14 protein-coding genes are annotated in these 13179 nt (G+C 63.8%); 10 read left to right on the forward strand and 4 right to left on the reverse strand.

Annotated features, from left to right (window positions below):
- Nucleotides 1-348: 348 nt before the first annotated feature.
- The 8 genes from dnaK (at nucleotide 349) to ACH79_RS10900 (ending at nucleotide 7560) form a co-directional block, all read left to right on the forward strand.
- On the forward strand, nucleotides 349-2250 hold the full coding sequence (gene dnaK, locus ACH79_RS10865; RefSeq protein ID WP_161851022.1) for a molecular chaperone DnaK: 1902 nt from the start codon (nucleotides 349-351) through the stop codon (nucleotides 2248-2250).
- A gap of 144 nt (nucleotides 2251-2394) precedes the next feature.
- On the forward strand, nucleotides 2395-3528 hold the full coding sequence (gene dnaJ, locus ACH79_RS10870; RefSeq protein WP_161851023.1) for a molecular chaperone DnaJ: 1134 nt from the start codon (nucleotides 2395-2397) through the stop codon (nucleotides 3526-3528).
- Nucleotides 3529-3733: 205 nt separating this feature from the next.
- On the forward strand, nucleotides 3734-4336 hold the full coding sequence (locus ACH79_RS10875) for a class I SAM-dependent methyltransferase (protein ID WP_161851024.1): 603 nt from the start codon (nucleotides 3734-3736) through the stop codon (nucleotides 4334-4336).
- A gap of 51 nt (nucleotides 4337-4387) precedes the next feature.
- Nucleotides 4388-4966, forward strand: a complete 579-nt coding sequence (locus ACH79_RS10880) for an NADPH-dependent FMN reductase (protein WP_161851025.1) — start codon at nucleotides 4388-4390, stop codon at nucleotides 4964-4966.
- A 6-nt stretch (nucleotides 4967-4972) separates the two neighbouring features.
- Nucleotides 4973-5683 (forward strand): orotidine-5'-phosphate decarboxylase, encoded by a 711-nt coding sequence (gene pyrF, locus ACH79_RS10885; RefSeq protein ID WP_161851026.1) that lies wholly within the window; start codon nucleotides 4973-4975, stop codon nucleotides 5681-5683.
- 33 nt (nucleotides 5684-5716) lie between these two features.
- Nucleotides 5717-6031, forward strand: a complete 315-nt coding sequence (locus ACH79_RS10890) for a DUF1330 domain-containing protein (protein ID WP_161851027.1) — start codon at nucleotides 5717-5719, stop codon at nucleotides 6029-6031.
- Nucleotides 6032-6098: 67 nt separating this feature from the next.
- Nucleotides 6099-6914, forward strand: a complete 816-nt coding sequence (gene dapB / locus ACH79_RS10895) for a 4-hydroxy-tetrahydrodipicolinate reductase (RefSeq protein WP_161851028.1) — start codon at nucleotides 6099-6101, stop codon at nucleotides 6912-6914.
- Nucleotides 6915-6936: 22 nt separating this feature from the next.
- A complete protein-coding gene (locus ACH79_RS10900; RefSeq protein ID WP_161851029.1) occupies nucleotides 6937-7560 on the forward strand; it encodes a 2,3-bisphosphoglycerate-dependent phosphoglycerate mutase in 624 nt (207 codons plus the stop codon).
- A gap of 109 nt (nucleotides 7561-7669) precedes the next feature.
- Here ACH79_RS10900 and ACH79_RS10905 read toward each other — a convergent pair whose 3' ends face one another.
- Nucleotides 7670-8566 carry a bifunctional helix-turn-helix domain-containing protein/methylated-DNA--[protein]-cysteine S-methyltransferase gene (locus ACH79_RS10905; protein WP_161856309.1) on the reverse strand — a complete coding sequence of 299 codons (897 nt, stop codon included), beginning with the start codon at nucleotides 8564-8566 and terminating at the stop codon, nucleotides 7670-7672.
- Between the two features lie 120 nt (nucleotides 8567-8686).
- The gene (locus ACH79_RS10910) at nucleotides 8687-9208 is read right to left on the reverse strand and encodes a DUF2244 domain-containing protein (protein WP_161851030.1); all 522 of its coding nucleotides are present in this window, start codon (nucleotides 9206-9208) and stop codon (nucleotides 8687-8689) included.
- A 22-nt stretch (nucleotides 9209-9230) separates the two neighbouring features.
- Here ACH79_RS10910 and nth point away from each other — a divergent pair, with 22 nt between their 5' ends.
- Nucleotides 9231-10004: an endonuclease III gene (nth, locus tag ACH79_RS10915; protein WP_161856310.1), complete on the forward strand. Its 774-nt coding sequence runs from the start codon at nucleotides 9231-9233 to the stop codon at nucleotides 10002-10004.
- Nucleotides 10005-10082: 78 nt separating this feature from the next.
- Here the strand turns inward: nth and ACH79_RS10920 are convergent, their stop codons facing one another.
- Both ACH79_RS10920 and ACH79_RS10925 read right to left on the reverse strand, forming a co-directional pair.
- Nucleotides 10083-11024, reverse strand: coding sequence for an IS110 family transposase (locus tag ACH79_RS10920; protein ID WP_161849671.1), 942 nt, complete (start codon nucleotides 11022-11024; stop codon nucleotides 10083-10085).
- A gap of 281 nt (nucleotides 11025-11305) precedes the next feature.
- Nucleotides 11306-12058 (reverse strand): sulfate transporter family protein, encoded by a 753-nt coding sequence (locus ACH79_RS10925; RefSeq protein WP_161851031.1) that lies wholly within the window; start codon nucleotides 12056-12058, stop codon nucleotides 11306-11308.
- 123 nt (nucleotides 12059-12181) lie between these two features.
- Between ACH79_RS10925 and ACH79_RS10930 the strand changes: the two genes are divergently transcribed.
- The gene (locus ACH79_RS10930) at nucleotides 12182-13129 is read left to right on the forward strand and encodes a hydroxymethylglutaryl-CoA lyase (protein ID WP_161851032.1); all 948 of its coding nucleotides are present in this window, start codon (nucleotides 12182-12184) and stop codon (nucleotides 13127-13129) included.
- Nucleotides 13130-13179 lie beyond the last annotated feature (50 nt).

Raw genomic sequence — 13179 nt, forward strand, 5'->3', positions numbered from 1 at the left:
CGCTCTCCGGGCTGTTTTTGAGGCGCTTCCAGCGGCCAAATACCGCTCCCCCCTCCCAGGCGGCGGCGGGCCAATGCGCAACGCCTCCGTGGCGCGGGCGATAAGCGGCCTTGCCGATTTCTTAACGCCGCTCCAGGCGCGGACCCCGGGCCCGCCCCGGGCTGACACATTCTTTCAAACGTCAGGCTTTTCAGGCCCTAAGCTTGCGTTCGGTCCTTGCAGGCATAACCCACCCTCCTATATGAGGCTCACCGTCGCAATATCGCGAGTATTTGAACGTTGGGGGTTCGGTTAGGTGCGCCGTCCAGGGCCCAGCCAACCTGCCGCAAAAAGAAGGATATGAGGACCATGGGAAAGGTCATTGGGATCGATCTCGGCACCACGAATTCGTGCGTCGCCGTAATGGACGGCAAGACTGCCAAAGTCATCGAGAACGCCGAGGGCATGCGCACGACGCCGTCGATCGTTGCCGTTACCGATGACGGCGAGCGTCTCGTCGGCCAGCCCGCCAAGCGCCAGGCGGTGACCAATCCCGAGCGTACGTTCTTCGCAGTGAAGCGCCTGATCGGCCGCCGCTACGACGACCCGATGGTCGAGAAGGACAAGAAGCTCGTTCCCTACAAGATCGTCAAGGCATCGAATGGCGACGCCTGGGTCGAAGCCGACGGCAAGACCTATTCGCCCTCGCAGGTCTCGGCCTTCATCCTGCAGAAGATGAAGGAGACCGCGGAAGCCCATCTCGGCCAGAAGGTCGAGCAGGCCGTCATCACCGTGCCCGCCTACTTCAACGACGCGCAGCGCCAGGCCACCAAGGACGCCGGCAAGATCGCCGGTCTCGAAGTGCTGCGCATCATCAACGAGCCGACGGCGGCAGCGCTCGCCTACGGCCTCGACAAATCGAAATCCGGCACGATCGCGGTCTACGATCTCGGCGGCGGCACCTTCGACGTCTCGATCCTCGAGATCGGCGACGGCGTGTTCGAGGTGAAGTCGACCAACGGCGACACCTTCCTCGGCGGTGAAGACTTCGACATGCGTCTGGTCGGTTATCTCGCCGATGAGTTCCAGAAGGAGCAGGGCATCAACCTGCGCAACGACAAGCTGGCCCTGCAGCGCCTGAAAGAGGCGGCTGAAAAGGCCAAGATCGAACTGTCGTCGACCACGCAGACCGAAATCAACCTGCCGTTCATCACGGCCGACCAAACCGGGCCGAAGCATCTGACGATGAAGCTGACGCGCGCTAAGTTCGAGGCGCTGGTCGACGATCTCGTCCAGAAGACCATCGAGCCCTGCCGCAAGGCGCTGAAGGATGCGGGCCTCACCGCCGCCGAAATCGGCGAAGTGGTGCTGGTCGGCGGCATGACCCGCATGCCCAAGGTTCAGGAAGTGGTGAAGCAGTTGTTCGGCAAGGAGCCGCACAAGGGCGTCAACCCGGACGAAGTCGTCGCCATCGGTGCGGCGATCCAGGCCGGCGTGCTGCAGGGCGACGTCAAGGACGTGCTGCTGCTCGACGTGACGCCCCTTTCGCTCGGCATCGAGACACTGGGCGGCGTGTTCACCCGCATCATCGACCGCAACACCACGATCCCGACCAAGAAGAGCCAGGTGTTCTCGACCGCCGAGGATAACCAGAACGCGGTCACCATCCGCGTCTTCCAGGGCGAGCGCGAAATGGCGGCCGACAACAAGGTGCTCGGCCAGTTCGACCTGATGGGCATTCCGCCGGCGCCGCGCGGCATGCCGCAGATCGAGGTCACCTTCGACATCGACGCCAACGGCATCGTCAACGTCTCGGCCAAGGACAAGGCGACCGGCAAGGAGCAGCAGATCCGGATCCAGGCCTCCGGCGGCCTGTCGGAATCCGACATCCAGAAGATGGTCAAGGACGCCGAGGCCAACGCGGCCGAGGACAAGAAGCGCCGCGAGGCGGTCGACGCCAAGAACCATGCCGACGCGCTGGTGCATTCCACCGAGAAGGCGCTGGCCGAGCACGGTTCGAAGGTCGAGGAAAGCGAGCGCCGCGCCATCGAGGACGCCGTCAGCGACCTGAAGGAAGCGCTGAAGGGCGAGGATGCCGAGGCGATCAAGGCCAAGACCAACACGCTGGCGCAGGCTTCGATGAAGCTCGGCGAGGCCATGTACAAGCAGCAGGCCGAGGCAGACGCCAAGCGGGATGCTGCCAAGGATGACGTGGTCGACGCGGAGTTCACCGAGGTCGACGACGACAAGAACAACAAGAAGTCGGCTTAAAGCGGGCTTTCGATCATGACCCTCATCCAACAGAGCGCGCGGCTTGCGTTCGATGGGTGGGGGTCATTTTTCTTTAAGCCGATGGCGGCATCTTCGATTGAGGGTGTTTTCGGTACGAAGACGAAATTCGGGCGGGTTTGACTAATGTCCACCAAGCGCTGCTATTATGAAACGCTGGAAGTCGAACGGGGCGCGGATGACGGCAAGCTCAAGGCGGCCTTCCGCAAGCTGGCGATGAAATGGCATCCGGACCGCAATCCGGGCGATGCCACCAGCGAAGTGAAATTCAAGGAAATCAACGAAGCCTACGAGGTCCTGAAGGACGGCGAGAAGCGCGCCGCCTATGACCGCTACGGCCATGCTGCCTTCGAGCAGGGCATGGGCGGCGGCGGCCCCGGCTTCGGCGCCGGCTTCGCCTCCTCATTCTCCGATATTTTCGAAGACCTGTTCGGCATGGCCGGCCAGCGTGGGCGCGGCGGTGGCCGTGAGCGCGGCGCCGACCTGCGCTACAACATGGAAATCACGCTCGAAGAAGCCTTTCAGGGCAAGACCGCCCAGATCGAGATTCCGGTTTCCGTCACCTGCGAACCCTGTTCGGGCACCGGCGCCAAGGCCGGCACCAAGCCGAAGACCTGTTCGACCTGCGGCGGCGCCGGCCGCGTTCGCCAGGCGCAGGGCTTTTTCACGCTGGAGCGGACCTGTCCCGGCTGTCAGGGCCGCGGCCAGATGATCGAGGATGCTTGCCCGAACTGCTCGGGCTCGGGACGGGTGACGCGCGACCGCACGCTGTCGGTCAACATCCCCCAAGGCGTCGAGGACGGCACGCGCATTCGGCTCGCCGGTGAAGGCGAGGCCGGCGTCCGCGGCGGCCCGCCGGGCGACCTCTATATCTTCCTGTCGCTGGCGACCCACGAATTCTTCCAGCGCGACGGCGCCGATCTGCACTGCCGGGTTCCAATCTCGATGGTGTCAGCCGCGCTCGGCGGCGAATTCGAGGTCCCGACCATCGACAAGGGCAAGACCAAGGTTAAAGTGCCGGCCGGAACACAGTCCGGCCGCCGTTTCCGCATTGCATCAAAGGGCATGCCGGTGCTGCGCTCGCGCCAGACTGGCGACATGTATGTCCAGGTGATGGTCGAAACGCCGCAGAATCTGACCAAGAAGCAGCAGGAACTGCTCTCCGAGTTCGAAAAACTGTCGTCGGGGGCCACCCAGCCGGAAGCGGCGGGCTTCTTCACCAAGGTCAAGGACTTCTTCGGCAACCGCGCGGGCACGTAGGCCGCACGCGCGGAGATAGCCGGACGGCGCGGCATCGCGCAGTCATGATTCATTCAGCTTGCACAGTGTCTTATCGCGGGCTCGCGGGCACTTTGGCGCGGCTGACGCATCACCGTTTGGCTTGACCATATCCCCGTCGACCTATACGTGTTTATGACTGTTTTCTGACATCCCGCTCGTCAGCGGGGTCCCGCCTGGTAGCGACATGCCTTTGCAATCGTCCGTGCGTGCGTTGAAGAAGCCTCTCCGTCTCGACGATGAGGTTCGCTTCCTCCGTTCATGGATCGAAAAGCCGCTGCACATGGGCGCGGTGATGCCGTCGAGCAAGCTGCTCGCCCGGACCATGGCGCAATATGTCGACGTCGAATCCGAAGGGCCGGTCATCGAACTTGGGCCCGGGACCGGCGCGATCACCAATGCGCTGATCGAACATGGCGTCGATCAGCGGCGGCTCGTGCTGGTCGAGTACAATCCGGGCTTCTGCGCGCTGCTGCGCGATCGCTATCCGCAGGCCAAGGTGGTGCAGGGCGATGCCTATGCGCTGCGCGCCTCGCTTGGCGAGATACTGGATGCGCCGGCTTCCGCGGTGGTGTCCGGCTTGCCGCTTGTGACAAAACCGATGCTGACGCGCCTGAAGCTGATCCGCGATGCCTTCGCGGCGCTCGCCCCCGGCGCGCCCTTCGTACAGTTCACCTATTCGGTCGCGCCGCCGATCCCGAAATCGCTGCCGGGCGTGTCCACAGAAGCCTCCGAGCGGATCTGGATGAACCTTCCGCCGGCGCGGGTCTGGGTGTATCGCAAGGGCTGAGCCGTCCTGCGTTGTCGCGCAGGGCCCGTCCTGATCCGCGATTTCTGAAACATGTCCGCGCTGAAAATCCTCGTGATCCCGGGATCGCTACGATCAGGCTCGCTGAATGCGAAACTGGCCGCTGTTGCGGCGCATGCCTTGGCGCAGCAAGGCGCCGAAGTCACCCGTATCTCGCTGTCCGATTTTCCGCTGCCGATCTATGACGGCGATCTGCAGGCGAAGTCCGGCGTACCGAAGCACGCGGTCAACCTGAAGCGCATGATGGCAGCCCATCACGGCGTGCTGATCGTGACGCCGGAATACAATTCCTCGGTGCCGGCGCTGGTGAAAAACACCATCGACTGGGTGAGCCGGGTGCAGGACGCGCACGAGACCCGCGGCCAGGTGTTTCGCGACCGGGTGTTTGCGATCGCCTCGGCTTCCGGCAACCGGCTTGGCGGCGCCCGCGCGCTGGCCGCGCTGCGGCTGATCTTGTCGGCCTGCCATGCCCAGGTGATCCCGAACCAGTTCGCGCTGCCATTCGCCGATGATGCCTATGACGAGATGGACCGCCTGAAGAATGCCGCCGACAGCGACGGGCTGAAAGCAATGGTGCGGCAGTTGATCGACATTTCCCAACGCATGATGTGAGGTGACATGCAGCCAGCCGATATCGCAGCCAAGGACCGCCTGATCGTCGCACTTGATTTGCCCGGGGTGACTGAGGCAGAAGCGATGGTCTCGCGGCTCGGCGACAGCGTGAGTTTTTACAAGATCGGCTACCAGCTCGCTTATGCCGGCGGATTGCCGCTGGTGCAGCAACTGGCGAAGTCGGGCAAGAAGGTATTCGTCGATCTCAAGCTGCACGACATCGGCAACACGGTGGCGCGCGGCGTCGAGAGCGTCGCAAAGCTCGGCGCGACTTTCCTCACGGTGCATGCCTATCCGCAGACCATGAAGGCCGCGGTCGAGGCCCGCGCCGGATCGGGTTTGAAGATTCTCGCGGTCACCGTGCTTACCTCCTATGACGACGGCGATCTGCATGCCGCGGGCTATCGCCTCAACGTCTCGGATCTGGTGGAAGCGCGCGCGCAGCAGGCGCAGGTGCTCGGCGTCGATGGCCTCGTCAGCTCGCCGGAAGAGGCGGCGGCGTTGCGCAAGATTGTCGGCCACCAGATGAACCTGGTGACGCCAGGCATCCGCCCGGCAGGTGCTGCGACCGACGACCAGAAGCGCATCATGACGCCGGCGCGTGCGATTGCCGCCGGCGCGGACTATCTGGTGGTCGGACGCCCGATCACGGAAGCTGCCGACCCGAAGGCTGCGGCGGATGCCGTCCAAGCGGAAATCATGCAGGCGCTCGGATAGTCCAACCGGCGAAACAAAAAACGGGAGAGTGAGATGGCGAAGGGATACTGGATCGGTCGCGTCGACGTTCACAATGAGGAAGGCTACAAGCCTTACATGGCGGCCAACCCGGCCATCTTCCAGAAATTCGGCGGGCGCTTCATCGTGCGCGGCGGCAAGTTCACCGCTGTCGAAGGCCAAAGCCGCTCGCGCAACGTCGTGATCGAGTTCGACAGCTACGAGGCCGCGCTGGCCTGCTACAACTCGCCGGAATACCAGGCCAATATCAAGGTGCGGCAGCCGCACTCGACTGCCGAGCTCATCGTCATCGAAGGCTACGATGTTCCCGGGCTGTCCGAAGAGGCCTGATCCGCTACCTGACGGGAAGTTGCCGTAATCGCCCGCCCCGGCTATACCCCGTGCAGAGGTAAGAGCCATGGCCGATATGCGATTGATCGTAGCGGGGGCCGGCGGCCGGATGGGCCGCGCGCTGGTGCGCGTCATTTCGGAGACGCCGGGCGCGGTTTTGACCGGCGCGCTGGAAGCGCCCGGCTCGGAACTGCTGGGCAAGGATTCCGGCGTGCTCGCAGGGTTGCCGGAAAATGGCGTCAAACTCTCCGCCGACCTGTGGGCGCTGTCGGCCAATGCCGACGGCATTCTCGACTTCACCGTGCCTGCCGCCACCATCGCCAATGTCGCGATCGCCGCCGAACGCGGCCTCGTGCACATTGTCGGAACCACCGGGCTGTCGGTGTCCGACATGGCCGTGATCAAGAGCGTTACCCAGCGCGCGGTGGTGGTGCAATCAGGCAATATGAGCCTCGGCGTCAATCTGCTCGCAGCGCTGGTCAAGCGCGTCGCACAGTCGCTGGACGAAAGTTTCGACATCGAAATCGTCGAGATGCACCACAAGGCCAAGATCGATGCGCCGTCGGGTACGGCATTCCTGCTCGGCGAAGCCGCCGCTGCCGGCCGCGGCGTTGACCTGCATGCCCGCTCCGCGCGCGGCCGCGACGGCGAGACCGGCGCGCGACGGCCGGGCGACATCGGCTTTGCCTCGCTGCGCGGCGGCACCGTCACCGGCGATCACTCTGTGATCTTCGCAGGCGCCATGGAGCGGATCGAGCTGACCCACCGCGCCGAGGACCGCACCATGTTCGCGATGGGTGCCGTCAAGGCCGCACTGTGGGCTCGGGGCAAGGCGCCCGGCTTCTACACGATGACCGACGTGCTCGGCCTGACCGACTTCTAACCATCGAACAACGGAATTTGTAATGAGCGATCGTCTTCTCGTGCTCGTGCGGCATGGCCAGAGCGACTGGAATTTGAAGAACCTGTTCACCGGGTGGAAAGATCCTGACCTCACCGAGCAGGGCATTGCCGAGGCCAAGGAAGCGGGCCGCAAATTGAAGGCGCAGGGGCTGACGTTCGATGTTGCCTTCACCTCCGACCTGACCCGCGCCCAGCATACGCTGAAACTGATGCTCGCCGAGATCGGCCAGACCGGACTGCCGACGACGAAGGACCTCGCGCTCAACGAACGCGACTACGGCGATCTCTCCGGGCTCAACAAGGATGACGCCCGCAAGAAATGGGGCGAGGACCAGGTGCTGATCTGGCGCCGCTCCTACGACGTGCCGCCGCCCGGCGGCGAGAGCCTGAAGGATACGCTGGCGCGTGCGCTGCCTTATTACGTGCAGGAGATTCTGCCCGGCGTGCTGCGCGGACAGCGTACGCTGGTCGCCGCCCACGGCAACTCGTTGCGTGCACTGATCATGGTGCTGGAGAAACTGACGCCCGAACAGATCCTCAAGCGCGAACTCGCCACCGGCGCACCGGTGATCTATCGGCTGAATGCGGACTCGACGGTGGCGACGAAGGTTGACCTGGCGGCGTGAATTAGGGCGCGTAGGGTGGGCAAAGGCGCGCAAGCGCCGTGCCCACCATCTATTGGCATCATCGGTCTGAAATGGTGGGAACGCTTCGCTTTGCCCACCCTACAAGTTCTCAATGCAGCCCCACCTGTCCCGCTTCCCAGCCGAGCATCGCCTGTTTGCGGGTGATGCCCCAGTGGTAGCCGGTCAGGGCGCCGCCTTTGCCGAGTGCGCGGTGGCAAGGCACGACGAACGACACCGGGTTGCGGCCGACGGCGGCGCCGACGGCGCGTGAGGCCTTCGGGCTTTTGATCTTGGTGGCGATGTCGGAATAGCAGACCGCGCGGCCCATCGGGATCTTCAACAGCGTCTCCCACACCCGCACCTCGAAATCGGTGCCGATCAGGACCACGCGCAGCGGCTGGTCCGGCCGCCACAGCCTGGTATCGAAGATGCGCTGCGCAAGGCCAACGGTGCCGTCGTGGTCCTCGACATGGGTCGCGTTCGGCCAACGCCGCTTCATGTCGGCGAAGGAGACCTGTTCCTGGCCGGGGTCAGCGAAGGCAAGCCCCGCCAACCCACGGTCGCTGGCGATCACGATGGCGGTGCCGAACGGCGAGGCATGGAAACCGTAACGCAGGATCATGCCGGCGCCGCCGTTCTTCCATTCGCCGGGCGACATCGCTTCATGGGTCACGAACAGATCATGCAGCCGGCCCGGGCCCGACAGCCCGGAGTCGAGCGCGGCATCGAGGATGCTGGCGGAATCGCGCAACAGGCCCTTGGCGTGGTCGAGCGTCAGCGCCTGCATAAAAGCCTTCGGCGTCAGCCCGGCCCAGCGGCGGAATAGATGGTGCAGTTCATCGGGCGTCAAGGCGGCGGCGTCCGCCATCGCCTCGATGGTCGGTTGCGCGCGCCAGTGCTCCGAGATGAAGGCGATGGCGCGGCGCACGGAATCATAGTCGCGCTGCGCGGCGCTCTGGAGGCCCGGCTTGGCCAGGCGCTGGTCATGTATGGCTGATATCATCATGGGTTCTGATTTAGGGCTCATGCGCGGCTCAAACCACCCGATTTCCGACAAGCCCAACGTAGCGTTTTCGAGCGAAGTGGGAACCGGTTCGCGCGAAGAAAACGCGTAAAAAAGAAAGCCTCAGGTGACGGGGTTGTAAGTAATGCCGCGCTTGGCGGTCTGCAGCGCAGCCAGTAAGGCTTTGGCAAAACTCGCCTTTTCGTCGGGACCCAAAAAATGGCCGATCGTAACCCGGCGGCCGCGGGATACCAGATAAAGGTGCTCGATGCCGAATTCGGGATCGCCGGTCTGTTCGAGTTGCACCCAGAGCGGATTGAACGACCATTCGATCAGATGACCGCGATGACTGACCCGCCGCACCCGCAATTCGGACGGCGTCACCACGATGTCCTCGGTGGCGTCAGCGCTGCGAAAATTGATCCGGAACGCCCAGTAGATCACCAGCACATCGAGGCCGAAAAAGCCGAGCACCGGCCAGGCACCCATCAGGCAAAATGCGATGCCGGCAACAAAACTCACCGCGCCGATGAATGCCATCAGCACCAGAAAGCCAGTGCGGTTGAGCGACCGATGCGGCGTCACCCGCGCCGAAAAAAGCGTCGGCTGGTCGAGCGCCGGATCAAAGTCGTTGCTTGCTGTCATCGCGTATCAGTATATCCCGATCATGGCCAAAATCATCCGCTCTCTCAGCGCCAAAAAACCCGGCGTTCCATCCGCGCCGAAAAAACCGGCCAAGAAGGCCGCCAAGGCGCCGCCCAAACCGGCGAAGAAATCAGCCAAGCCAAAATCTCTGAAACCAAAGCCCTGGACGCCGGCCGAGATCCATGAGGCCTTCAGCCGTTTTCGCAAGGCCAATCCGGAGCCGAAGGGCGAGCTCGAACACCTCAATCCCTACACGCTGCTGGTGGCGGTCGTGCTGTCGGCGCAGGCGACCGATGCCGGCGTCAACAAGGCGACGCGCGCGCTGTTTGCGGTCGCCGACACGCCCGAGAGGATGCTTGAGCTCGGCGAAGAGAAAGTGCGCGAGTACATCAAGACCATCGGGCTCTATCGCAACAAGGCCAGGAACGTCATCGCGCTGTCGGAAAAGCTGATCGCCGAGTTCGGCGGCGAGGTGCCGCGCACCCGGGCCGAAATCGAGTCGCTGCCGGGGGCCGGGCGCAAGACCGCCAATGTCGTGCTCAACATGGCCTATGGCGAACATACGATGGCGGTTGATACGCATGTATTCCGCGTCGGCAACCGCACAGGGCTTGCACCCGGCAATACGCCGCTGGAAGTCGAGTTGGGATTGGAGAAGGTGATCCCGTCCGAATTCATGCTGCACGCCCATCACTGGCTGATCCTGCACGGGCGCTACACCTGTCTGGCCCGCAAGCCACGCTGCGAGGTGTGTCTGATCAACGACCTCTGCCACTGGCCGGAAAAGACGGTGTGAGTTTCTTCTCAACCTCGCCCCGCTTGCGGGGAGAGGTCGACGCGCTCTTGCGCGGCGGGTGAGCGACTATCTGGTTTGTCAAGTTGCATTGGCATACGCGGTTCGCGCGTCGCGAGCTTTTGCGTTGAGCCTGACGAGGAGCTTGCGGGCAAGGGCAATGCGAACGACCATTTTCTCCTTGCCGGCCTTGAGCAGCCTGTCGCGGAACTCGGCAAGGCTTTTGTCGTAGCGGGCGGCGATGGCCGCGACGAGGAAGAGGATCGAGCGGACGCCGGCGCGACCACCGCGGGTGGGTCGCTTGCCCTTTCGCTTACCGCTGTCATTGGCGATCGGGGCAAGGCCGGCAAGCTTGGCAATGGCTTTGTTGGAGAGCGTGCCAATTTCCGGTAGTTCGGCATGAAGGCGCGCAACGGTCCGCCCGGCGACGCCCTTCATCTCGCGCCAGGTCTCGGCGAGCTTTGCCCACAGCGGATCGTCATCGATCATGGAGGCGATTTCCCCCTCGAGCGAGCGGGATTGGCGCTTGAGCAGGGCGATCACTTCGTCGAGGCTGGCCAGCATCTCGGGGTTATCGAGCAGGCTTGCGCGACGCTGCTTCTGCACGGTGAGATCGTCGGTGACCTGCCGGAGCCTTGCCACAAGCGCCTTCAGGCGCTGCTGGGCTTGGCTTGGCAAGGGGGTCGGAGCCAGGTTCTTGGCATGGGCGAAGCGGGCAATGACGGAGGAATCGATCCGGTCGGTCTTTTCCAGAATGCCCATCGCCTCGGCGTAGCGGCGGACGTTGCGTGGATTGGTCAGCGCGCAGCTGATGCCTTTTTCCCACAGCTCGACGAATGCCCGTCGCTCGTACCCGCCACTGGCCTCCATCACCACCAGCGTGACGGCATGTTCACGGCAGAACGCGGCCAGTTCCGCAATGCCTGCCGTATCGTTATTGAAGCTCGCAAGCCGATGCCCGGGCTCGATGCAGACATCGAGCTTGGCTTTCGAAACGTCCACTCCACAAATTGTGTTCTTCACGGTAACCTGCCTTGTCCATGCGATCGGAGCTCAAGCGACTGTTCGGTCGTGCGTGACATGGCGAAGATCCCAAAGCTCACCCACGGTTGTAGCCGGAGGGGGAACGGGCGACATCGCCACGCGTCTTGGCCGGTGGCCACCGGCCAAGACGCTAAGTCGCTTCCATCGCACAAATCTTGGCCGTGCAGATACAAGGGGGTACAGGTCCATCAATTGACGGAGCACGCGGAGAGAGCCCCTCACCCCAACCCTCTCCCCGCGAAGAGCGGGGAGAGGGAGAACTAAGCCACCGGCATTCCCGTTTTCCTCGCCGGCTCGATCAGCTCCGGCCGGGGGCCCGACAGCCGCTTGTGCATGTGGACCATGAAGGCCATGCCGAACACGGGTGTCGCCAGATTGACGATCGGGATCGAGACGAAGGCGGCGATGAAGAGGCCGGCGGTGAACACGGTCGCCGCATTGTCCCTGCGCATCGCCTTGGCTTCCGCCGGCGAGCGGAAGCGCATGGCGGCGAGTTCGAAATATTCGCGGCCCAAGAGCCATGCGGTGGCGATGAAGAAAATCAGAAAACCCGCACCCGCGAACAGCACAAAGGGCAGCGCGATCAGGTAGACCAGGATGGTCAGCAGCGCCGTCTTGATGCCCTCGGGGATCGAGATGCCAAGCGGCAGCGCGGCGCCGGGGCGCTCGGCCGGATAATGTTCGCGCTCGACATGCTCGGCGACGTCGTCGACGAACACGCTGGCGATCAGCGAGGTGACTGCCGGCATCAGGAAAATGCCGCCGAGGACGACACCGAGCCCGGCCGCGATCGAGATGATCCAGGAAAGGATGTTGAGCGTCGTGTGGAAGCCCGGCCCCAGCATTGCCTCGGCCCAGCCTTCGCCGTATTCGGCGAACCAGCTCAACGCGCGCTGCAAGCCGATGGCCAGCACCGTGATCAGCACCAGCGCCAGCCCGATCGAGCGCCACAAAATGGTACGCATCGGCGGCGACAGGATCTGCGAAAGCGCCTTGACGGCGGCGTCCAACATGGCGGTCTGGCCTCTTGTGAAAAAACCCTCGCGAGAGGTAGATAGCCCCAGGGGTTTCGGCAAGAGCCTGCCGGCTCCCGGGAGGCGAACCGCCGTCAAAAAACAACGCCGCTAGAGGCTGCTATGACCCGTGTTCAGGAACTCTATCCAGACAACAAGATCGTGCTGCGCGAGGTAGGCCTGCGCGACGGCCTGCAGCTCGTGAAGACGTTTCCGTCCACCGCCGCCAAGCAGCGCTGGATCCGCGACGAATATGCCGCCGGCGTGCGGCACTTCGAGGTCGGCTCATTCCTGCCGGCGAAGACGTTTCCGCAATTCGCCGATGTGCAGGACATCATCGCGACCGTGGCATCGCTGCCCGGCGCTTACGGCATCGCGCTGACGCTGAACGAGCGCGGTGTCAACGAGGCGCTGGCGTCGGGCGTTGCGGAAGTGGCGACGGTGGTTTCGGCGACCGAGGAGCACAGCCAGGCCAACGCCAACCGTTCGCGCGAATCTGCGATCGCCAACGTCAGGCGGCTCTGCGAGTTGCGCGACGCCAGCGCGCACAAGCCGGTGGTAAATTCCGCGATCTCGATGGCGCTGGGTTGCTCGATCGTGGGGCCGGTAGACCTAAAGGAAGTGTTGCGGTTGACGGAAAAGCTGTTCGAAGCTGGCGTCGACATGGTCGCGATCGCCGACACGGTCGGTTATGCCGGGCCGAAGCAGGTCGGTGAACTCGTCGCAGGGGCGGTGAAGATCGCGGGAGCCAGGCCGATCTGCATTCACCTGCATGACACCAGAGGCATGGGCATCGCCAACGCTTCCGCCGCGCTCGATGCCGGGGCGCGTGTGCTCGACGGATCGCTCGGTGGTCTCGGCGGTTGCCCGTTCGCGCCGGGCGCCACCGGCAATGTCGTGTTTGAGGACCTCGCGTTCCTGTGCGAGAGCAAGGGATTTGCCACCGGCATCGATATCGAGAAGCTGATTGCGGTGCGCGGAATTCTGAAATCCGAAATGCCCGGTGAGGCGCTGTATGGCGGATTGGCGCGGGCCGGCTTGCCGCGCGGGAGAGCGGCGAGGGCGGCCTGAACGCCTTTCGTCATGGCCGGGCTTGACCCGGCCATCCATGCCTTCCTTGC

This window comes from Bradyrhizobium sp. CCBAU 051011 (assembly GCF_009930815.1).
Classification (GTDB): domain Bacteria; phylum Pseudomonadota; class Alphaproteobacteria; order Rhizobiales; family Xanthobacteraceae; genus Bradyrhizobium.

Coding starts and splice junctions, on each gene's coding strand:
- dnaK (WP_161851022.1), top strand. CDS start 349: ATGGGAAAGGTCATTGGGATCGATCTCGGCACCACGAATTCGTGCGTC.
- dnaJ (WP_161851023.1), top strand. CDS start 2,395: ATGTCCACCAAGCGCTGCTATTATGAAACGCTGGAAGTCGAACGGGGC.
- ACH79_RS10875 (WP_161851024.1), top strand. CDS start 3,734: ATGCCTTTGCAATCGTCCGTGCGTGCGTTGAAGAAGCCTCTCCGTCTC.
- ACH79_RS10880 (WP_161851025.1), top strand. CDS start 4,388: ATGTCCGCGCTGAAAATCCTCGTGATCCCGGGATCGCTACGATCAGGC.
- pyrF (WP_161851026.1), top strand. CDS start 4,973: ATGCAGCCAGCCGATATCGCAGCCAAGGACCGCCTGATCGTCGCACTT.
- ACH79_RS10890 (WP_161851027.1), top strand. CDS start 5,717: ATGGCGAAGGGATACTGGATCGGTCGCGTCGACGTTCACAATGAGGAA.
- dapB (WP_161851028.1), top strand. CDS start 6,099: ATGGCCGATATGCGATTGATCGTAGCGGGGGCCGGCGGCCGGATGGGC.
- ACH79_RS10900 (WP_161851029.1), top strand. CDS start 6,937: ATGAGCGATCGTCTTCTCGTGCTCGTGCGGCATGGCCAGAGCGACTGG.
- ACH79_RS10905 (WP_161856309.1), bottom strand. CDS start 8,566: ATGATGATATCAGCCATACATGACCAGCGCCTGGCCAAGCCGGGCCTC.
- ACH79_RS10910 (WP_161851030.1), bottom strand. CDS start 9,208: ATGACAGCAAGCAACGACTTTGATCCGGCGCTCGACCAGCCGACGCTT.
- nth (WP_161856310.1), top strand. CDS start 9,231: ATGGCCAAAATCATCCGCTCTCTCAGCGCCAAAAAACCCGGCGTTCCA.
- ACH79_RS10925 (WP_161851031.1), bottom strand. CDS start 12,058: ATGTTGGACGCCGCCGTCAAGGCGCTTTCGCAGATCCTGTCGCCGCCG.
- ACH79_RS10930 (WP_161851032.1), top strand. CDS start 12,182: ATGACCCGTGTTCAGGAACTCTATCCAGACAACAAGATCGTGCTGCGC.